This window comes from Sphingobacterium detergens, from assembly GCF_003610355.1.
Lineage (GTDB): Bacteria > Bacteroidota > Bacteroidia > Sphingobacteriales > Sphingobacteriaceae > Sphingobacterium > Sphingobacterium detergens.
In genome coordinates, this window is the sequence record NZ_RAPY01000001.1 from 1,673,806 (window position 1) to 1,694,029 (window position 20,224).

The window sequence follows — 20,224 nt, forward strand, 5'->3', positions numbered from 1 at the left end:
TTGTGAAGAAAAAAACATTATCTATTTTCAGCGTATCCTTATTGATTTGTTCAGTCTTAGCCACCCAGGTAAGTTGTTCTTCAAGCTCTTCCAAAGAAAATAATACCAATGAAAAACCTGTAGCCCTGCCCGTCTATACAGTTGCAAAATCTGATGCGACCACGATTAAGGACTATCTAGGTACCATTGAGGGAAAAGTGAATGTAGAGGTCCGTCCCCAGGTTGAGGGCTTACTGCAAGAAATCTATGTCGATGAAGGTTCTTTTGTACAAAAAGGACAAAAGTTGTTCAAAGTAGATCCTTCTACCTATCAAGAAAATTTAAACAACATGGTAGCCACGGAACAGGTTGCGCGGGCCAAACTTAAAAATGCACAATTAGAAGTAGACCGTTTGAAACCATTGGTTCAAAATGACGTCATTTCGGATGTAAAACTGGCTTCAGCCAAATCTGACTATCAGGTAGCAAAGGCAACGCTAGATCAGGCCAGTGCCGCTGTACGCTCTGCGCAGATCAGTAAAGACTTTACGATCATTACAGCACCTGTAAGTGGATATATCGGCCGTATTCCCAAACGTATTGGGAATTTAGTGTCCAAAGGTGACAAAGAGCCCCTCACCTACCTATCCGATATACAGGAAGTCTATGTTTATTTCTCCATGAATGAATCCGACTTCCTCTACTTCTCAAAAGCACAGGCGAAAAAAGACAGCATTGAAGGTAAGAAATACAACCAGAATCAAAAACTGGTATTTCCTCTGGTAACGCTGGTTCTCGCCGACGGTGAAGAATATGCGAAAAAAGGGATTGTCGATGCTGTCAATGGACAGATCAACAGAACCACAGGAGCAATTTCTCTACGTGCAACTTTCCAAAACCAAGACAATATTTTACGTTCGGGAAGTAGTGGCACACTAAAAATTGCGGAAGTAAAAAAAGATGTCCTTCAGATCCCACAGATTGCCATCAATGAATTACAGGACAAAACTTTTGTCTATATATTGGATCAAAACAATAAAGCACAACGCCGCAATATTCAGCTTTCAGGCAAAAGCAAAGGCAATTATATCGTAGACTCAGGTCTCAAGGAAAACGACCGTGTCATTACCAGTGGATTTGACAAACTAACCGATGGTTCTGCCGTCACCCCTATTCCACAGAAATAATTATCGCACATTTTTACATCGCTGTGGTAACCTATTTTCAGGTATGTCCGAGCTATGTCTAAAATTCTATTATATGTTAAAAACCTTTATAAATAGACCTGTTCTAGCCACGGTCATTTCTATTATTTTAGTCATACTGGGCTTGGTGGGATTAAAGCTGCTCCCTGTGTCCCGATTTCCCGAAATTGCACCGCCGAGTGTCCTGGTATCATTGAGTTACCCTGGTGCCAATGCTGAGACGGTAGCAAAAAGTGTTTTATTGCCGATTGAAGAGGCTATTAATGGTGTGGAAGATATGACCTATATCAAATCGTCTGCTTCCAACTCCGGTTCGGGTAGTGTGTCCGTCTATTTTAAAACCGGAACAAATCCAGACATTGCCTCGGTCAATGTGCAGACCCGTATCTCCAAAGCGATCAGTTCTATTCCTGCTGAAGTAAACGAAGCTGGGATTACCGTCATGCCACGCCAGACCGGGGTTATCATGACCATCAATCTTTACTCGGATCATCAAGATAAGGCCTATGATGAAACCTTCTTACAAGCTTATGCACAGATCAATCTCATGCGTCCTTTATTACGTGTAGACGGAGTAGCACAAGTATCACGACTCGGAGCAAGGGATTATGCCATGCGGCTTTGGTTGAATCCAGAAAAGTTGGCCCTTTATAATCTGGTTCCCCAGGACATTATGAATGCCATCAAAGATCAAAACTTTGAGATAGCGCCAGGTAAATTTGGTGAAACTTCCGATGAGGCATTTGAAACTGTTATTCGACACAAAGGACGCTTTACCACACCCGAAGAATTTCAGGGTATCGTCATCAAGACAAACAATGATGGTTCGGTGCTATACCTCAAAGATGTTGCACGCGTAGAATTTGGTGCAACAAATCTCAGTAGTGACAATAAGGTCAATGGTCATCCCGGACTGACACTCAACCTGACGCAAACCAGTGGTTCCAATGCCCATGATATTGATATCGCTGTTCGGAAAGTACTCCAAGAACAGGCCAAGACATTCCCAAAGGGATTGCATTATGAAGTGACTTATTCTGTACGTGACCAAATTGATGAATCCATCAGCCAGGTTGAACACACACTTTTCGAAGCATTTATTTTGGTCTTTATTATTGTTTTCATCTTCCTACAGGACTTTAGATCAACCTTAATTCCCGCGATCGCTATACCTGTTTCTTTGATCGGCACTTTCTTTTTTCTCCAGCTCTTTGGATTCTCACTCAATGTATTGACCATGTTTGCCCTGGTATTGGCCATTGGTATTGTTGTCGATGATGCCATTGTTGTTGTGGAGGCCATCCATGAGAAGATGCATAGTACGGGATTAAAAGCTAGAGCGGCGACATTGTCGACCATGTCAGAGATTACTGGTGCAATCCTCTCCATTACCATGGTCATGGCAGCGGTATTTTTGCCTGTTGGTTTTATGGAGGGTCCAGCAGGTATCTTCTATCGGCAATTTGCCTATACCCTAGCGACAGCGATCCTAATTTCAGCGCTAAATGCCTTGACATTGAGTCCTGCCTTATGTGCATTATTGCTCAAAGCGCCCAAGCCTGAACAGGAAGAAGAAGCCAAATCAAAAATCGGCCAGTTTAAGGATCGTTTCTTTAAAGCATTCAATACTTCTTTTGATCGCCTGACTGCCCGATACGTATCTATTGTACAGTTATTGATCAATCATAAAAAAATAGCCTGGATAGGTCTGGTATTGATTACTGCAATCGGAGTCATTTTAATGATCAAAACGCCAAAGAGTTTTATCCCAACTGAAGATGACGGTTTTATCACCTACAACATAGCGCTCCCTCCAGGAGCTTCGTTAAGCCGCACGACAGAAGTACTCTATCGCGCTGACAGTATATTGAAAAAAAGAAAAGATATCGAGGGTATGACGACAGTTTCTGGCTTCAATGCACTGGATGGTAGTTCGAGTCCAGCCTTTGCTGCAGGGTATATTACACTTAAACCACATGCCAAACGCAAGCACATCAAAAACATTAACGCCTTTATGGATACGATCAGGAATGACCTTGCACAAATAAATGAGGCTACATTTACGGTATTTCCTAGGCCCACAGTACAGGGATTTGGTGATTTTGCCGGTATTGAGATGGTTCTTCAAGATCGTATGGGCGGTGACGTAAGAGACTTTAATACCATTGCAGATACCTTTATCAGCCAGCTGAATACCCGTCCGGAAATCCGTAGTGCTTACACCAGTTTTAAATCCAATTTCCCCCAATACGAGGTGAACATTGATGCTGTCAAAGCAAAATCACTCGGTGTTGAGATCAAAGACTTAATGTCCACCATACGCTCCTATTTTGCACGGGTGCAAGCCAGTGACTTTAATCGTTTTGGCCGCCAATACCGCGTGTATGTACAGTCCGATTTTGATTTCCGCAAAGATCCAGCATCTTTCAATTCGATTTTTGTACGGAACAACAAAGGCGAGATGGTACCCATCAATACTATTCTGACATTGGAAAAAACTGTCGGCCCCGAAACCATTACCCGCTACAATCTATACAATGCAATTTCGGTCAACATTACACCAGCAGAAGGCTATAGTACCGATGACGCCATGCAGGCCATCCAGAAGCTAGCCGACGAAAAACTACCCGGAAACTATGGTTTTGAATGGACGGGTATGAGCTATGAAGAAAGCCAATCTGGATCCCAGACTATTCTAATTTTCGTCCTGAGTATCTTATTTGTATACTTTTTACTCTCCGCACAATACGAAAGCTATATTCTTCCCTGGGCAGTTTTACTATCCATTCCTGTTGGTCTGATCGGTGTCTTTTCAGTTATCAACCTTGTCGGTCTACAGAACAACATCTATGTCCAAGTTGGATTGATCATGTTGATCGGTCTACTGGCTAAAAATGCGATCCTAATAGTCGAATTTGCCGTACAGGAACGTAAAAATGGAAAAACCATCGTGGAAGCCGCTATCAGTGGTGCAAAGCTAAGGTTAAGGCCAATCCTAATGACCAGTCTTGCCTTCGTTGCGGGTCTAGTTCCACTGATGTGGACTGTCGGCCCTTCGGCCATCGGTAATCACTCCATCAGCTTCAGTGCAGCAGGCGGTATGCTATTAGGAGTTGCCTTTGGCATCTTTATTATTCCAGTACTCTTTGTTGTCTTCAAAGGTCTGGATGAAAAACTACAGGATAAACTAGCTAAAGAAGAAGAATGAAAAACATAAAAAAATACATTTCAGCACTATTTATGGCTACCGGGTTACTGATGTTGATAAATGCCTGTAAAGTTGGTAAAGAGTATGTTCAGCCCAAACTAAAACTTCCCGGCACCTTCCGTGGTGACACCTTAGCTTATTTTGGCGACACCTCCAGCATGGGATTGATTCATTGGAAATCGTTCTTTCATGATCCTACTCTCAAGCTACTGATCGATTCGGCACTGACCAATAATTTTGAAATGAAAACAGCGCTGCTCAACTTACAGATCTCCAGCAGGGTAATGGCTCAAAATAAGTCAAATTATCTACCGAGTGTCAGTGCCACCATAGCGAATGGAAACCGCACCTGGCGATCGAAAGAATTTGGGAGCGGACCATTGTCAAAATACTATGAGCACAAAGGTGAGAAAGCACCAGAAAATATGTTTGTTTACCAATCTCAATTTGGATCCGACATCAGTTTTAGCTGGGAAATAGATATCTGGAAAAAAATTAGCAGCAAACAGGAACAGCTACTGGCGGAATACCTGGATACACAGGAAGCCAAAAATGCCATTCAGACCAATATTATCACGTCTGTCGCCAAAGGTTATTTCAATCTGTTGATGTTAGATGCTAAAATTGAAGTCGCCAAACGTAATGTTCAGTTGAACGACAGTACATTACGTATGATTAAGCTACAATATAAAGCCGGTGAGATTACAGCACTTGCCATTCAACAGACAGAATCGCAGCGTTTATTGGCAGCCTCACTTGTCCCAGAATTGGAAAAACAGATTACTATCCAAGAGAATGCATTGCAGACATTAACAGGAAGGCTCCCGGACAGTATCAAACGAAGCACTTCATACGAACATCTGTTTGCAGAAAGTAAGGACATATCGCTTGGTTCGCCCATTGAAATCATACGCAATCGACCAGATATCCGTTCCTCCGAGTTTCAATTAATGGCGGCGAATGCCAATGCGAATATACAGCAGGCTATGCGCTACCCCTCCCTCAATATAGGCGGCGTACTGGGCGTAAATTCCATGCTTCCCCGAAACTGGTTCAACATACCAGGCGCATTACTAGGTGGTATCACCGGCAATCTGACCACGCCTATTTTCAAAAACAAAACATTAAAAACACAATATGAAGTTGCAAAACTCGAACGGGATAAAGCCGAAATTCAGCTTCAACAGCGAGTCGTCGAAGCAGTTGCCGAAGTCTCCAACGCTGTAGTTACAGTAGACAAACAGCGGGAACAGCTCGAGCTAGCCAGAAAAAGAGTGGATAATGCGCATCTTGCGGTAAAAAATGCAAACCTACTCTTCAAAAGTGGCTATGCGACATATCTAGAAGTGATCACTGCACAAAGTAATGCCTTGGATAGCGACCTGGATCTGGTCGAGCTACGCCAGCAGCATCTGGATGGATTTGTGGATCTCTACCGTTCTTTAGGTGGCGGTTGGAGATAATGAATTAAAAACGCTATTTTTGTTTTATGACACCAGAAGAATTACAACAATATTTTCAATCTAGGGAATTACCCAAATCACTGGAAATACAACAAGATATGCAAGTGTTTGATGTGGAAAGATTTATCAGCACAAGTTTTATCCATGTTGGATTATGGAAAAAAGATTTGAGCAAATGCCCGGCATGGGTCAGGCTTTTAAAATTTAAGGAAGCACTGGAAAATAACGAAAAAGCCTAACAAATTGTTAGGCTTTTTTATGCTTTCAGCTAAAGTTGTTGTAACAATGCGGACATATCTTCCTTCGCGAAGATCTGCTCCACCCCTCCGGCCAACATTTCAATCCGTTCGCTTTCATCACTACTCGAGGTCAGACCAAATATACGAATGGAAGGAAACTTCTCCCTAACGATTTTTGCGGTTTCGATACCGTTCAAAATCGGCATGTGCAGATCCAATATGCACACCTCAGGTAGCGCTTTATTATGTTCAATCAAATAGTCGATAAGGTCTCTACCATTAGAGGCGCAATAAACTAATTCCAACGAATGGGATTGGGCCATGGCCTTCATCATAACATGATGGATCATCGCATCATCTGCGTAGACAATCTTACATTTACTTTTGGTATCCATTCGAAAAAGAGATCATTCAACTAATTAATACAATAAAATTCTATAAATACGCAATAAAAATTAAAAATATGGAAATAAGTTAATAAGAATTATGTTACTATGCAAATCTAATTTCAAAAAAGTGCATCGCAACACATCCATTAAATTCAATTTAGATCCAATAAAAAGAACATCATTAGGTAGCAATAATTTCATTTAGACAACATATCTAAAACAACAGGAATAGTCGGAAGATCTAACTTAACGATACGATATCGTTAAAAGTCATCCTCTATAATTTCAGCCACTCTTCCTACTTGACCATCTGTCAGCCTTACTTTTATCCCTCTTGAATGATAAGATGAGGATGTCAGTAAATCTTTGACAATGCCCTCTGTAAGATTCCCCGTACGCTGGTCTTTTTTTAGAATGATATTAACCAACATTCCAGGCTTTACATCCGCTCTATTTCTTCCGTCCATGGTCAAATGTAAGAAATAAAAAAGGAGTTTTCCAAAAGAAAACTCCCCTATTTTTTGTTGAATTATTTATTTTTTATTATCTCATATAGCGGTTGAAACCATTAACATCAAGATTTTGATCTATATTTTTTATTTTCAACAAGATACATAAGTAATTTTTTATTGTTGTGTATTCCGAACGCTGAAAACCTGTACTGTATCCATCCGACTAAGAGAAATACATAACGGCTTTCAAACATTTAGTTACTTGAACAACTTAAAAATATCATTTCCGAATATAAACACCATCAGGCCCAAAAGGATAAAGAATCCGACCATTTGTGCTTTTTCGAGAAATTTTTCACTCAGCGGCTTGCCTTGAATCATCTCGATCAGTAAGAATACGACGTGACCGCCATCCAGTGCCGGAATAGGTAACAAATTCATAAATGCAAGCGCCATTGAAAGCATACCAACCAAAGACCAGAACCGAATCCAATCCACTTCAGTACCGAACAATGTCGCAATACCAATAGGTCCAGAAAGCGCTTTATCAGCACGTACCTCTCCTTTGAAAATTTTACCGAATCCTTTCGCATTATCTGTGATTACCGTAAATGCCTTTTTAGCACCGATCGGAAAAGCTTCCATAAGCGTATAGTTCGTTGTAAACGACTTGATCGAATTATCATGATTGACACTGATACCTAACATTGCATCCGCTGGTACATTTCCTTTTAGGGAAACCTCCGCTCCTGCACGGATTACTTTAATGACAACAGGTTTATTGATATTTGCTTTAACTAACGTTCTGAATTGATCAAAGAAAGGTACTGGAGTATCATTTAGGGCGACAATACTATCCCCTTTGGTAAAACCCATCTTACTTGCCACTGATCCTGGGGCCACTTGTGCAATACTTGTTGTTTTAAAACGAGGTTCAATAAACTTCTCTCCTTTTTTATCGGACAAGGTATTCAATAAATCCGCTGGAACCTTGATTTCTGTTGTCCTGCCATCACGTTCTACCGTAAGGGATACACCGCCCATTAATACTTTAGAACCAAGCAGCTCGGAGTAGTTTTCAACGCGGTGTCCATCTATTGCGATCACTTTATCACCGGCTTTAAGACCGATAGATTCACCAATGGATCCCGGTACGATACCGTTTACCAGTTGATCCATCTTGACATCTGTATTACCCATTTTAAAGGTCAACATCCAAAAGACAAGGATACCAACGACGATATTAACGATAATACCACCCAACATCACGATCAGACGCTGCCATGCCGGTTTCGAGCGGAACTCCCAAGGTTGTGGTTCGCCTTTCAATTGTTCAGTATCCATCGACTCATCGATCATACCGGCGATCTTCACATAGCCACCCAGAGGTAACCAGCCGATACCGTACTCACAGCCTTTATAGTTGAATTTAAATAATTTCACCCCCCACGCATCAAAGAACAAATAGAATTTCTCCACTTTAATTCCAAATGCACGTGCTGCTAAAAAATGCCCTAACTCGTGTAGAACAATTAAAATTGACAAGCCTAAAATCACTTGTCCGACCATAATTAAAACACCCATGTATGCTTTCTATATTTAATCTTTGATTATTTCTTTTGTTATTAACCTTGCTAGCCGATCCGTCTCCAGATAGTCCTCCAGTGTCGGATTGGCGATAAATTCCACTTTTTCCAATGTATTTTCGATGACGTCGCTCATTTCCAGGAAGCCGATTTTATCGGCTAGGAAAGCAGCTACGACAACTTCATTTGCTGCATTCAATATACAAGATTTATTTCCACCGGCGCGAAGTGTTTCGTAAGCCAGGGCTAAATTTCGAAAAGTTTCCATATCTGCTTTTTCAAAATGAAGCGTCGGATAGTCCATAAAATTGAAGCGTTCAAAATTATTTTCAAAACGGGCGGGATAAGTCAATGCGTATTGAATAGGCAGCTTCATATCCGGAACACCCATTTGAGCTTTCATAGATCCATCTTTAAATTGAACCAGAGAGTGCACGATCGACTGTGGGTGTACGATGACATCCACCTGATCGATAGCTAGATCAAAGAGCCATTTGGCTTCGATCACCTCCAGTCCCTTGTTCATCAAAGAAGCCGAATCTATCGTAATTTTGGCCCCCATAGACCAATTGGGATGTTTTAGGGCCTGTGCTTTTGTTACCTGCAGCAACTCGTCCCGCTTTCTTCCACGAAAAGGACCTCCAGATGCCGTCACATAAATTTTTTCAATAGGGTTTTGCTCCTCACCGACCAGACATTGAAAGATTGCCGAATGTTCAGAATCTACAGGCAACATATTGACACCGTATTCTTTGACCAAGGCCATAATCAATTCCCCGGCAACAACAAGAGTTTCCTTATTCGCCAGGGCAATATCTTTTCTGGATTGAATAGCCATTACCGTAGGTTTTAAACCTGCAGAACCCACGATTGCATTTAAGACAATACCTATTTCGGCGTATTGCACCACTTCAATCAAGCCCTCTTCACCATATAACACCGTCGTATCCTGAAACGCTAAGGCTTCTTTAACTTTTTTATATTGGATTGGATCGGTCACAACAACCGATTTTGGTTTAAACTCCAACGCTTGTTTGATCAATAGTTCAGCATTGCTACCGCAAGTCAGAACAACCGCTTCAAACTTATCCGGAAAGGCTCTAATAACATCCAAGGCTTGTGTACCGACACTACCCGTTGCCCCTAAAATGGCAATTCCTTTTTTACTCAAAACCTTCTCTCTTTATTAAAATATATTATTCAAAATCTTCGGGTCCTCTCCACCGTGATAGTCCGACATCATTTCCCGGTACGCAACCGAAACAACAATACTGGCCAAAGGTACCACTAAGAACGAGCTCACAAGGTTCAAAATAATAAAAATTATGTAATATCCTAAATAATTAAAATACATCTGCAATAATTGCAAAGAAGCAAATACCGCAAAGATTAATAATAATTTGAAAACATTGCCTTTGGTCAACGCAAAGCTAAAGCGCAGCGATTTAAAGGTTCCCGCATGTTTATCAATAATAAAGAAGGGATAAAATGCGATGCGAATAATCAAAATAAAAGTCAATACTGCTGCAGCATAAACAACGCTAGTCGTAAATTTTTCAATAAGCACAACGCGATTAGTACCATTTTCGAGTAAGTATAGCAAAGGAAACAAAATCGCTCCCAAAATCATCAGCAATGCAAAAGAAAGCACCATAATACTTAACATTGCACCAAAAAAATGGGCTATTTCTTTTGAACTTGGTATACAATGGATCAATTTCTTGTCCTGGTTGCCATCGATCAGATTGAGGATGTATTTAAACAAAGTAAGGTTCAGTCCAAAATACATGATCATAAAAAAGAAGGCCATAAAACCACTAAGTACAACATTAAAATCACTAATTGTTGTCGCCAGGAAATTGGATAAACCAGAGGTTACAAATAGTAAAAAACATAGGCCAGCAACAGAAAAATAATGCTTTTTCAATAGTTCCCACGACCTATTAAAAACCTCATTTACGGCAAAAGTACTTTCCTTTAGGAATTGAATCATTTTTTCTTTGAATAAACTTTTACAAAGATGCCATTATTTTTAATTTTCAACAATTTACACCCACATAAAATTGACATTTTTTAAGTTTTTTAACATCATATTCGATCCAACTATTTTTTCAGGGCATCTATAGCCTCTGCTTTATTTCAATGCCGGTAAAAATCCACTTCAAATGTGGTAAAAAAAACGTGCGGCGGTCTAAACATTCGATTCGTTTTCTGGGATTTTTGCTATTTTAGAACATCCGGGCAAAATCATTTACCGTTTCAGTGAGCGAGGCGATTGACCGGAAAAATACGGTTTCGCAGAACGGCCAAACAACCAAAAATAAGTTAAAGCAAAATCACTATAAGACACAACCAACAGGTATGGAAACAGAGGATGCCTATCGGCACATGGAATTTGAAGAATTTCAGCTTTTAAAAACACCCCAGGAGCTTCATAAATTAGCGACACAATGTTTTTTCTACATCCAACAATGGATCGTTGAGAGCCCATTTTGTAGTGAGGCTACTGCCCTGATGCTATTCTGGCATAACTATCCTTTTGAAGCTATTCGTCGAAGCTGGAAAACAAGAAAAGGAACTGACGAGAACTTCGACATTATAAAAACGGTTATAAACAATTCTGAAAAAGGGTTTTATCTCAAAACAGACATCAGTTACGATCCTGCCGAAAAAATTGCACAGGCTCCAAAAATACCAGCGGTCGTTTTGCAGGCAAGCCAGGGAGAGGAACCCTATGTTTATTTAGAAGAAACGGAAGTTCATAGCTGGTTTGGAGAACATTTGATCAATCAGATCAGGCGGAGTGATAGCACCATTGAATTGTACAACATTGCCGTCTTATTGAAACATCGCGAATTCGACGTATATCAAACTGTAATCGAACATAAATACTGCGATAAAGCAATTGCTCTTATGGTTTATTGGCTGCTTGAAAGATACTCGACATTGGCATTATATGCTGAAGATTGGCCAGAAATAAAGCCCATTTTGGAAAATATTGTTGATAGGCTCGAGCGAGATGAATACCCTGAGATTTTAAGTTACGATCCAGTCAAAGAAGTAAATCCCATCAAATGGGAGATTCCGGATTACTTATTTAACAAGATCAACTAACTTTTTGGGTGCAATTTCCTAGCCTGTTTTATCTCCTCAAGCCTTTGGTAATACAATTTCCTTTGCCTTTGTTTACGAAAAGGATCAACCGTAAAATAAATAAACAATAGGATGAGGAGTGCAGATAACAAGGCGGCTATGTACATTAGCCAAGTAAATATAACTTTCATTTCTTTTGAATTTAATCAGTCAATATAGTAATGTAAATTCGAGACAGACAATATGAATTTTGAGCAACTATCTTACCTGATATCCAAAGACTATCCTATAAAAAAACACGCGGTTCAGCTGAACCGCGTGTTTTTTCTGTAATCACACCCAACAACCTACTTAAACTCTTTTGGAAGAGGTTTCTCCAATAGATATTGATAGTAGAAACGTGCACGCTCATTAAAGTCATATTTACTTTTTGAACGGTCAAATCCATGACGGCTGCCCGGATAGATCATCAATTCAAAAGGTACACTTCTATCTGTTAATTTATCAACCAGTTGCGTTGTATTCTGCAAATGAACATTATCATCCATATCGCCATGCATGATACGCAGTACGCCCTTATAATTGTTAGCATAAGTCAATACCGACCCCGCTTTATAACCTTCAGGATTATCTTGAGGCGTATCCATCCAACGTTCGGTATAATGGGTATCGTACAACTCCCAAGACGTTACCGGCGCACCCGCAATACCAAAGTCAAATACATCAGCAGCTTTAGTCATCGCCAGACAAGTCATATAACCACCGTAGCTATGGCCTGTGATCAATACTTTGTTTTTAGCTACCCAAGACTGAGATTTCAACCATTTTACGATCGTAGAATAATCGATAATTTCCCAATGTCCCAGATTACGGTGCATATAAGCTACGCCCTGTTTACCGAAATGACCAGAAGCCCGGTGATCCGCTGAAACTTGGATAACACCTTCATTCGCCCAATACTGATTGCCCGTACCTTTCCAGGTATCCTTCACAGTACCCGCATCTGGACCACCGTAGATACTGAAAACAACAGGATAAGTTTTCGATTTGTCAAAATCCGTAGGATAAGTGATCGTCAATGGTAAATCAAATAGACCATCATCCGATTTAATATGTAAATACTCCGTTTTACCGTAAGTGTACGAACTAAAGTCCGCAGCTTTGCTATCCGCCAATTGACGTACCACTTTACCCTGATTATCCACTAAGGCAAAACGGTCCGGTGTGCTCACATTAGAATATCGGGTGATAAAATACTTGGCATCAGGCGATACGTTGACATCATGTGAATATTCACCAAAGGTCAAACGTTTCAGATTTTTACCCGAGTAATCCACACGGTATAGATCAAAACGAGCCGAATTTTCCTTACGTGCAGTAAAATAAAGCACCTTATTTTTCTCGTCTATCCGTTTGATTTCGGTCACCTGCCAATCACCAGATGTAATCGGGTTGACTAATGTTCCATCCAACTTATATAGGTAATAGTGCGCCCAACCAGTTTTATCCGATTTTAAAATGTAATATTTATTGTCAGCAAGGTAAGTAATACGCTCATCATGATCCAGATTGATCCAAGAAGCTTGGCGTTCATCATAAATCTCCTTTTTCGAACCAGTATTTGGATCCACCTGATAAAATTTCAGGTTATTCTGATCCCTGTTCATCCATTGCACCATGAAATTTTTACTATCGAAAGCCCAGTAAGGCTGTCCGAAATACTGATCATCCTTTTCATTGAAATCCGCCCAGGTCACTTGTCCGCCATTCAATTGAACGATACCCACTTTCACCTCAGGATTAGGATCCCCTGCTTTCGGATAACGTGTTTCCTCTAGATAACCATGTTGTCCTTTGGATGAATATATCGGAAACATAGGCACTTTGGTATCATCAAAACGCATAAAAGCGATCTTCTTGCTATCTGGAGACCACCAAAAAGCCTTATAATTTGTAGGGCGCCCCAAAATTTCCTCATAATAAACCCATGAAGACCAACCGTTGTAAATTACATCGGTACCATCATTTGTATACTGTGCCTCTTTCCCCGTAGCTACCTCTAAACTATACAAATTGCTTTTACGTGTGAAAGCAACATATTGACCGTCTGGCGATAAAGTTGGGTTCTGTTCTGCAACGTCGGGTGAATTGGTCAATTTCTTTGCAGTACCTGAGCCATTTTTGATAAAAATATCATTTTTCTCTACATAGACCACCGTCCCCTCTTTGGCAGGAATTGTATAGATACTTCTCTTCCCCGATTTGACGTTGACCTGATAGAGCTGGCTATCGTTGACGTCATTTTCCAGATAAGCGGCTCCATCCGCCCAGCCCGGATATTGATTTGTGCGCACGGTTAAAGACTGTTTCTGTCCCCAGGATTGCGCAAAATCCAATTTCTTCTGTGCAAAAGTCAGATCATGCACAAAAAACACAATAGATGCACCTAAGAGCACTCTTGATACTGTATTCATTAATTCTTGGATATGTTTATTAATTATTTCAGCTAAGATAAAGAATTGTGGTAAATAACGACGATTTTACCTGTAACAAGCTTATTCAGCTCCATGTACAGGTGATGGCTATCCACTCTTACCGATAATTTTCAAAAAGAGCGAGTTGGACACCCTCTTTTGGAAAATCTGTCTCATCAACAAAATTAGAGATCGAAATCCCCAGCAGCCGCACCTTATTTGCTAAGGCAATCTTACTCAGCAAACTATGGGCTGTCGCATAGATTTTCTCTTCAGAGTCGAAACTTGTATCCAGCGTCAGGCTTCGCGTCAGCTGCACGAAATCAGCATACTTTAGTTTCAAGGTCAGTGTCCTGCCCGATATTTCTTTTTTACCGATGCGTCCCCAAAGTTGTATGCTCAGTCTTTGCAGTATGGCGTTCAGTTCTTCAAAAGTTTCGATATCAGCCTCAAAAGTATCTTCTATTCCGACAGATTTGCTACTCCTATTGGGTGTAACTGGCCGCTCGTCTATCCCGCGGACAATACGGTAAAAAAAATGCCCAGTCTTACCAAACCAACGCACCAGATCGTCTTCGCGCTGTTTTTTGAGATCCATCCCTGTAAATAAACCCAGCTCGTGCATTTTCTTGGCGGTCACCTTACCTACACCAAAGAATTTCTCTACCGGTAAGGATTCCATAAATTTCAGAATCTTTGAAGGCCCTATAAATGTCAGGCCATTGGGTTTATCCATATCGGAGGCAATCTTGGCGACAAATTTATTGACTGAAACTCCGGCAGAGACAGTCAGATTAAGCTCTTCTTTGATGGCAGATTTGATCGCCCTGGCGATATCAATGGCCGAACCAATTCCCTGTTTATCCATCGTTACGTCCAAAAAAGCCTCATCAAGCGACAACGGTTCAATTAAATCCGTATACCGCTGAAAGATTTCCCTGATCTGATACGAAACCTGCTTATATACCTCAAACCGTGGTCGGGTAAATATGATCTCCGGACAGAGCTGCAGTGCTTTGCGGGAACTCATGGCTGACTTAACACCAAATTTCCGTGCTTCATAGCTGGCCGTAGCCACTACCCCCCGCCCATCAGGCGAACCGCCCACAGCAATAGCCTTCCCCCGATATTCCGGAAAATCCCGCTGCTCCACGGACGCATAGAAAGCATCCATATCCAGGTGGATAATTTTACGATATGTTTGGGGCGAATCCATTACCCAAATTTACAAAAATTAGCAAGAATCACTATAAACCGCGGTAAAATACTAACATAATTAGTTTATCAAGCCAATTCTCAGGCAGTTAATTTCTGAATCAGCCCCAGCCGGTATTAGTGCTGGTACTTTTTCAACCCTTAGAGGCAGATCATGCTCTCCGCGCTGACCGCTCCCTCCATGCTGCCCCTGTTCTCATTAGCACTGATACTTTTCAAACCGTTATAATTGGCCGAGTTCTTGTGTATGATGGACATGGACAGCTTTGCGCCAAAACATATTTGAATAAAATGAAAAGAAAATAATACAACAAAAACTAGCAAAAAAATTATGGAAAATTTACCGGAACAAAAAAAGACAAAGTCTGGATTTAAGAAATTTTTATTTATCCTGCTCCTCTTTTTGTTAGTGGGCTTCGGATCCTATGGTTACTGGAAATACTATTACGTATTTGGTGAAGGGGTGAAATCTGGCTACTTAAATTTTGCCGTCAAAAAAGGCAATATATTTAAGACCTATGAGGGGAAACTGATTCAGGAAGGGTTTGGTAGTGTCAAGACTGGCGGAATTGCCAGCAACCAATTCGAATTTTCTATTGAAGATGATTCTATATTTCGCCAGCTTGAGCTCAATAGTGGTAAATATTTTGACCTTCAATACAAAGAATATCATGGGGTATTGCCTTGGCGTGGCAATACGGTATACATTGTTGACAAGATTATCAATATGAAATAATAAAGGAGGGTATACCCTCCTTTATGCTGAAAGCACATCTCTTACCATTAACCTATCGCCAAAATAACTTTTGAGTATTGTCCCATCGCCATGCAATGTCCATACTTCTTTCGGGTCAACCATCTTAATATAATGGAGAATATCATTCCAGTCCACATGATCCGAAATATACAATTCGATATCATTCTGTGCCTGTAGTCGCTTCCATCCGGAAGCAAAGGCCCGCAATACTTTTGTCGCCCTAAAATAACTATTGAAAGTCATGGGCGGTACCAGATAAACCTTATTCTGCTCACCCTGCTTCATCTCTCTACGATTGTAAGGTTCATAAGTCATTTTTTTAAGTCCATGTTCATCATACAGACGATGGTAAGGCAATATTCCACTATGTACCAGCACCCTTCTTTCCGGACAGTACCTATTGATCAGATCTGTGATCCGTTGTGCTTTCCCCAGCACATAAGTTCCCAATAGAATATTGCTCGCGTGCCCCTCCAGCTTCTTGATCTCCTGAATGGGATCCGGATGGATAACTTCAGGATTTGCAAAAGTACTTTCGGTGATCAATACATCAGCCTGCTGCACTTCGATAGGTTCACAAGTCTCATCAGTCTGCAATTTGTAGTCGCCGGTATACAAATAGCGTACGCCCTGATATTCCATTAAGATCTGCGCGGATCCCAATATATGACCAGCCGCTAGAAAGGTAATTTCCACCGGACCGATTTTAAAAGTGCCGTTGAACAATTTGACCTGATAGGAATCCTTACGGTTCTGCTTATAGCGATAGCTCATAAACAATGCCGTTCCATTAGTACAATAGACATAGTCATGTCCTGAACTGGCGTGGTCGCCATGGGCATGAGATACCACATTATGTGCTACGGGGCTACCCGCATCGATAAAAAAGTCGCCATAACGGCAATAATACCCTTCCGGTTTTCTGACCAGAAAGTCAGACAGTATGATAGACATATATTTATTTTAGAAATTTTTGATGCAATGTCCACACTTGCGGTAGTAGTGGAGTGATTCCATCGTTAACGATGACGAAGTCGGCAAGCTGCAGTTTTTCCTCGTCAGACAATTGTTTGTTAATACGTTCCTGTACCTGTTGTTCAGTTGCGCCATCCCGCTCGATAACACGCTGTATACGAATATCCATTGGCGCAGTAACCAATATGGTATAATCCAGTTCTTTGTATGAGCCACTTTCAAAAAGGAGCGCAGCTTCTTTGAGTGAATAACGTGTAGTCTGCCGCTCAGCCCAATCCTTAGCTTCCTGGATGACAACCGGGTGTACAATACTATTTAGGAGCTCAAGTTTATTCTTATCCGAAAAGACCATATTGGCCAGGAATGCCCGGTCCAGCAGCCCATCCTTGTAAGTTGCCTCACCAAACTGCGCAATAAGTTTTTCCTTGATCCGTATATCGGTATTCATCAACCTTTTGGCTTCCTCATCCGCATTATAAACCGGTATACCGAGAGCTTCAAAAAGCCTACAGATAAAAGTCTTTCCGGATCCTATTCCGCCTGTTATTCCTATTTTCAGCCCCATTTTTATTCCCTATTTTCGTACAAAGAAGTCCACATTCTGTGGCACAACACTGATAATCTTACAATAATCCGGCACCTTGGTCAGCAGGATCGGTAAATACTGCACCTCATTTTTCTCCCAATCCGCCAGATCCACCACAGCCTCAAAATCACGGGATGTATAATTATTATAATCTTTGACCGACATCAGCACAGTGATCACCACTTTACTTGGATTGGGCCTCACGGAACTATAGCGTTGTCCATTTTCAACTTTTACGGGCAGTTCGATGACTTTCTCCGTCAGCTCCCCTACCGGCATCAGCACCTCCACAGATGTGGGATATACATTGATATTTCCCTTTTGATTGCGGGTAAGATTTGCCACAGTGCGCACATCAGTCTCCACCTCTTTCCCACGTACGGTATCCGTTTCCCAATATTCTATGGTCGAAACATCCTCATAGGGCCCTGTTATCGTCACGTATGCAGGTGTGACTTTGGTATCAGCGATAACACCATAGCCCCTTTTAAACAAGATATTGGACAAAGGTTTTACAGGAACCTTTCGCTGTGTTTGTTTTGAAAAATCAAAAAACAAGGTATCCGGGCTCACCGACACCACACGTTGTTCATGCGGAAACTGACGGTTGATAAATCCCAGCTGGTTGGAAAATACAATCCAATCTTTTGTTTTCAGGGAGCTGAGATCCACCTGTACTTTGGGTGTTTCCAATGCAGCTTTCGAAAAGAGGAATTGCCATCCCGTCATCTCGAGCTTTACTTTGACTGTATCCGATTGTTGGGGGTGAAAAGCCCGTTTTTCGGGTAGGTTGACGTATTCTATCGCAGCCTTGACAGACACTGTATATTGGTTGGAAATCGAAAACAACAACCAAGCCAGCAACGAAATTGCAACACAACGCACAAAGATGTTGATCTTGCGTCGTTGGGTCTTATTTAATCGGACTGCGTTTGCCATGTTACAAACTTAATCAATTTGCGTAAAAATCAGTTCTTGGTGCGATAAAAACTTGGTTAAACAAGAAGTGAGTGTAAACCCTTTTGATTTATAAATTTTACATAATCGTTCCCCTCATTTTCCTATTTTATTATACTTAGGTCTGTGCTTTATGAATTAAAGGCATACTAAAAATACCGGACACCTATTCATTACTATCCTAACATATTGTTATAAAGTCATTTAAATAAATAATCTTTTTTACAACAAAAAATCCGCTACACTTTTTCGATCTATCTTTCGTATTTCGAATGGGTCATGGGTAAGAATAAAAAAATTGCCAACTTGATCAAACCCTAAAAAATCCCCATCTTCAAGTTCCTTTAAATGATAATAATCTTTTCCATTAATATTTGATATATAAATATCCCCAATATTGATTGATTTTAATTCCTTCTTTGTTAAAAATCTTTTCACAATTGAGCTTCCTTCATCACCCCAGAATTTTTTTCGAGCCTTTGAAATATCAATTTTTTGGCAATTAAATTGAAATGAGCCAACTTGTAGATTTGTCGAGTATCCGATAAATATATTATCGGAGAAATATAATACAACTTCTACATCACGCATTTTATATAAATCTCCAATTATTAATCCCTCAACTTTAAAATCTTCTATCAATTCATTTTCAAATTCTTTATAAAATGGAACTGAATATTTACAATTAATCAAATTGGGTATATCGGAGCGATTAATGCCTACCTCATCTATAAAACCCAGTTGCTCAATATAATGTGCATAACCATCCCCCAATAGATCAAACACCTGTTGTAAAGTCGTTTTTTCCCAATTTTCTAATTTTCTATGCTTTTTTCTAAAAATATTGAACATAATGTATTCAACTACTACAAAGTACTATTACACTTCCCTGTTTAAATTGAGATCTCCCAAATTGTTTTCAACTTCCCAGCCAGCGTTAAATCTATTCCCAAATCCTTCACCCATATTTCCCAATAAATTAGTTCCCTTAGTGACAATGTTATTTTTAAACACCACTAGTGCATTAAATTCACAGTCAAAGAAATTAAAAAAGTCAGTAAAAATATTATGATCAAAAATTAATGGGACATCGTTATGTCCTCCCATTTGATAGTTAATATACCCTTTAACAATAGAATATCTTATGGTCAAACCTTTTACAAACCAACAGGATTGTATATTAAATTGTTCTATAACGCAATTTTCTATTACAATTTCCGCATCTAATTCAAAACATCCAATAAGATCAATACATTTTATTGTACAATTACTCAGTTTTATGAAATCATCCTGAGAAAAATACATTTTATCTATTAATTCTATACTCTGGTTTCCTACTTCCATAATATATCCCCAAACTCTATAACTCCTCCATTCTTAATTCTAATCTATACTCCTAAAAACATATTTACGGACAAAATTTCAAAATCCAAAAAAATAATTACAACATTTAAACACCTAGAAAAAAGGGATAGACAACCAACCACTGAAAAAAATTAGTTTTTCAGTGAATAGCATCATTTATGGTCCATATCCAAGCAGATATTATTTCATATGTATGCTAAGAAAACTAAAATTATACCCCTATTTCAAGCGTTACTTTGCCGCCTATCCATTTTTTAATGTGATGAGATACACCTAACGGA

At 40.1% G+C, this 20,224-nt stretch carries 18 protein-coding genes; 6 read left to right on the top strand and 12 right to left on the bottom strand.

From position 1 onward, the window contains the following. Positions 1 to 2: 2 nt before the first annotated feature. The 4 genes from DFQ12_RS07285 (at position 3) to DFQ12_RS07300 (ending at position 6,094) form a co-directional block, all read left to right on the top strand. Positions 3 to 1,166, top strand: a complete 1,164-nt coding sequence (locus DFQ12_RS07285) for an efflux RND transporter periplasmic adaptor subunit (protein ID WP_244211691.1) — start codon at positions 3 to 5, stop codon at positions 1,164 to 1,166. 73 nt (positions 1,167 to 1,239) lie between these two features. Next, positions 1,240 to 4,392, top strand: coding sequence for an efflux RND transporter permease subunit (locus tag DFQ12_RS07290; protein WP_120258296.1), 3,153 nt, complete (start codon positions 1,240 to 1,242; stop codon positions 4,390 to 4,392). Next, the gene (locus DFQ12_RS07295; protein WP_120258297.1) at positions 4,389 to 5,855 is read left to right on the top strand and encodes an efflux transporter outer membrane subunit; all 1,467 of its coding nucleotides are present in this window, start codon (positions 4,389 to 4,391) and stop codon (positions 5,853 to 5,855) included. The genes DFQ12_RS07290 and DFQ12_RS07295 overlap by 4 nt, the downstream gene beginning before the upstream one ends. Before the next feature lie 26 nt (positions 5,856 to 5,881). Further along, a complete protein-coding gene (locus DFQ12_RS07300) occupies positions 5,882 to 6,094 on the top strand; it encodes a DUF6965 family protein (protein ID WP_120258298.1) in 213 nt (70 codons plus the stop codon). A gap of 29 nt (positions 6,095 to 6,123) precedes the next feature. On the opposite strand, the gene DFQ12_RS07305 is transcribed toward DFQ12_RS07300, so the two are convergent. From DFQ12_RS07305 to DFQ12_RS07325, 5 genes are all read right to left on the bottom strand, one after another. After that, positions 6,124 to 6,489, bottom strand: coding sequence for a response regulator transcription factor (locus DFQ12_RS07305; RefSeq protein ID WP_120258299.1), 366 nt, complete (start codon positions 6,487 to 6,489; stop codon positions 6,124 to 6,126). Between the two features lie 257 nt (positions 6,490 to 6,746). After that, complete coding sequence (locus DFQ12_RS07310) at positions 6,747 to 6,950, bottom strand: YwbE family protein (protein WP_046674525.1); 204 nt, start codon at positions 6,948 to 6,950, stop codon at positions 6,747 to 6,749. Between the two features lie 243 nt (positions 6,951 to 7,193). Continuing rightward, positions 7,194 to 8,519, bottom strand: a complete 1,326-nt coding sequence (gene rseP, locus DFQ12_RS07315) for an RIP metalloprotease RseP (RefSeq protein ID WP_120258300.1) — start codon at positions 8,517 to 8,519, stop codon at positions 7,194 to 7,196. A gap of 15 nt (positions 8,520 to 8,534) precedes the next feature. Continuing rightward, on the bottom strand, positions 8,535 to 9,692 hold the full coding sequence (locus DFQ12_RS07320) for a 1-deoxy-D-xylulose-5-phosphate reductoisomerase (RefSeq protein WP_120258301.1): 1,158 nt from the start codon (positions 9,690 to 9,692) through the stop codon (positions 8,535 to 8,537). A 15-nt stretch (positions 9,693 to 9,707) separates the two neighbouring features. Further along, the gene (locus DFQ12_RS07325; RefSeq protein ID WP_120258302.1) at positions 9,708 to 10,514 is read right to left on the bottom strand and encodes a beta-carotene 15,15'-monooxygenase; all 807 of its coding nucleotides are present in this window, start codon (positions 10,512 to 10,514) and stop codon (positions 9,708 to 9,710) included. A 269-nt stretch (positions 10,515 to 10,783) separates the two neighbouring features. Here DFQ12_RS07325 and DFQ12_RS07330 point away from each other — a divergent pair, with 269 nt between their 5' ends. Beyond that, positions 10,784 to 11,635: a hypothetical protein gene (locus DFQ12_RS07330; protein ID WP_120258303.1), complete on the top strand. Its 852-nt coding sequence runs from the start codon at positions 10,784 to 10,786 to the stop codon at positions 11,633 to 11,635. 326 nt (positions 11,636 to 11,961) lie between these two features. Here DFQ12_RS07330 and DFQ12_RS07335 read toward each other — a convergent pair whose 3' ends face one another. Further along, positions 11,962 to 14,088: a S9 family peptidase gene (locus tag DFQ12_RS07335; protein WP_120258304.1), complete on the bottom strand. Its 2,127-nt coding sequence runs from the start codon at positions 14,086 to 14,088 to the stop codon at positions 11,962 to 11,964. Between the two features lie 118 nt (positions 14,089 to 14,206). Beyond that, a complete protein-coding gene (dinB, locus tag DFQ12_RS07340; protein ID WP_120258305.1) occupies positions 14,207 to 15,304 on the bottom strand; it encodes a DNA polymerase IV in 1,098 nt (365 codons plus the stop codon). 330 nt (positions 15,305 to 15,634) lie between these two features. On the opposite strand from dinB, the gene DFQ12_RS07345 reads away from it, so the two are divergent. Next, positions 15,635 to 16,039, top strand: a complete 405-nt coding sequence (locus DFQ12_RS07345) for a hypothetical protein (RefSeq protein WP_120258306.1) — start codon at positions 15,635 to 15,637, stop codon at positions 16,037 to 16,039. 21 nt (positions 16,040 to 16,060) lie between these two features. Here DFQ12_RS07345 and DFQ12_RS07350 read toward each other — a convergent pair whose 3' ends face one another. From DFQ12_RS07350 to DFQ12_RS07370, 5 genes are all read right to left on the bottom strand, one after another. Then, the gene (locus tag DFQ12_RS07350) at positions 16,061 to 17,014 is read right to left on the bottom strand and encodes an MBL fold metallo-hydrolase (protein WP_120258307.1); all 954 of its coding nucleotides are present in this window, start codon (positions 17,012 to 17,014) and stop codon (positions 16,061 to 16,063) included. Between the two features lie 4 nt (positions 17,015 to 17,018). Continuing rightward, a complete protein-coding gene (gene coaE, locus DFQ12_RS07355) occupies positions 17,019 to 17,600 on the bottom strand; it encodes a dephospho-CoA kinase (protein ID WP_120258308.1) in 582 nt (193 codons plus the stop codon). A 9-nt stretch (positions 17,601 to 17,609) separates the two neighbouring features. Beyond that, a complete protein-coding gene (locus DFQ12_RS07360) occupies positions 17,610 to 18,560 on the bottom strand; it encodes a YbbR-like domain-containing protein (RefSeq protein WP_120258309.1) in 951 nt (316 codons plus the stop codon). Positions 18,561 to 18,800: 240 nt separating this feature from the next. Continuing rightward, positions 18,801 to 19,430, bottom strand: coding sequence for a hypothetical protein (locus DFQ12_RS07365; RefSeq protein ID WP_120258310.1), 630 nt, complete (start codon positions 19,428 to 19,430; stop codon positions 18,801 to 18,803). Positions 19,431 to 19,457: 27 nt separating this feature from the next. Next, positions 19,458 to 19,922, bottom strand: coding sequence for a hypothetical protein (locus DFQ12_RS07370; protein WP_120258311.1), 465 nt, complete (start codon positions 19,920 to 19,922; stop codon positions 19,458 to 19,460). Positions 19,923 to 20,224 lie beyond the last annotated feature (302 nt).

Coding starts and splice junctions, on each gene's coding strand:
- DFQ12_RS07290 (WP_120258296.1), top strand. CDS start 1,240: ATGTTAAAAACCTTTATAAATAGACCTGTTCTAGCCACGGTCATTTCT.
- DFQ12_RS07295 (WP_120258297.1), top strand. CDS start 4,389: ATGAAAAACATAAAAAAATACATTTCAGCACTATTTATGGCTACCGGG.
- DFQ12_RS07300 (WP_120258298.1), top strand. CDS start 5,882: ATGACACCAGAAGAATTACAACAATATTTTCAATCTAGGGAATTACCC.
- DFQ12_RS07305 (WP_120258299.1), bottom strand. CDS start 6,489: ATGGATACCAAAAGTAAATGTAAGATTGTCTACGCAGATGATGCGATG.
- DFQ12_RS07310 (WP_046674525.1), bottom strand. CDS start 6,950: ATGGACGGAAGAAATAGAGCGGATGTAAAGCCTGGAATGTTGGTTAAT.
- rseP (WP_120258300.1), bottom strand. CDS start 8,519: ATGGGTGTTTTAATTATGGTCGGACAAGTGATTTTAGGCTTGTCAATT.
- DFQ12_RS07325 (WP_120258302.1), bottom strand. CDS start 10,514: ATGATTCAATTCCTAAAGGAAAGTACTTTTGCCGTAAATGAGGTTTTT.
- DFQ12_RS07335 (WP_120258304.1), bottom strand. CDS start 14,088: ATGAATACAGTATCAAGAGTGCTCTTAGGTGCATCTATTGTGTTTTTT.
- dinB (WP_120258305.1), bottom strand. CDS start 15,304: ATGGATTCGCCCCAAACATATCGTAAAATTATCCACCTGGATATGGAT.
- DFQ12_RS07345 (WP_120258306.1), top strand. CDS start 15,635: ATGGAAAATTTACCGGAACAAAAAAAGACAAAGTCTGGATTTAAGAAA.
- DFQ12_RS07350 (WP_120258307.1), bottom strand. CDS start 17,014: ATGTCTATCATACTGTCTGACTTTCTGGTCAGAAAACCGGAAGGGTAT.
- coaE (WP_120258308.1), bottom strand. CDS start 17,600: ATGGGGCTGAAAATAGGAATAACAGGCGGAATAGGATCCGGAAAGACT.
- DFQ12_RS07360 (WP_120258309.1), bottom strand. CDS start 18,560: ATGGCAAACGCAGTCCGATTAAATAAGACCCAACGACGCAAGATCAAC.
- DFQ12_RS07365 (WP_120258310.1), bottom strand. CDS start 19,430: ATGTTCAATATTTTTAGAAAAAAGCATAGAAAATTAGAAAATTGGGAA.
- DFQ12_RS07370 (WP_120258311.1), bottom strand. CDS start 19,922: ATGGAAGTAGGAAACCAGAGTATAGAATTAATAGATAAAATGTATTTT.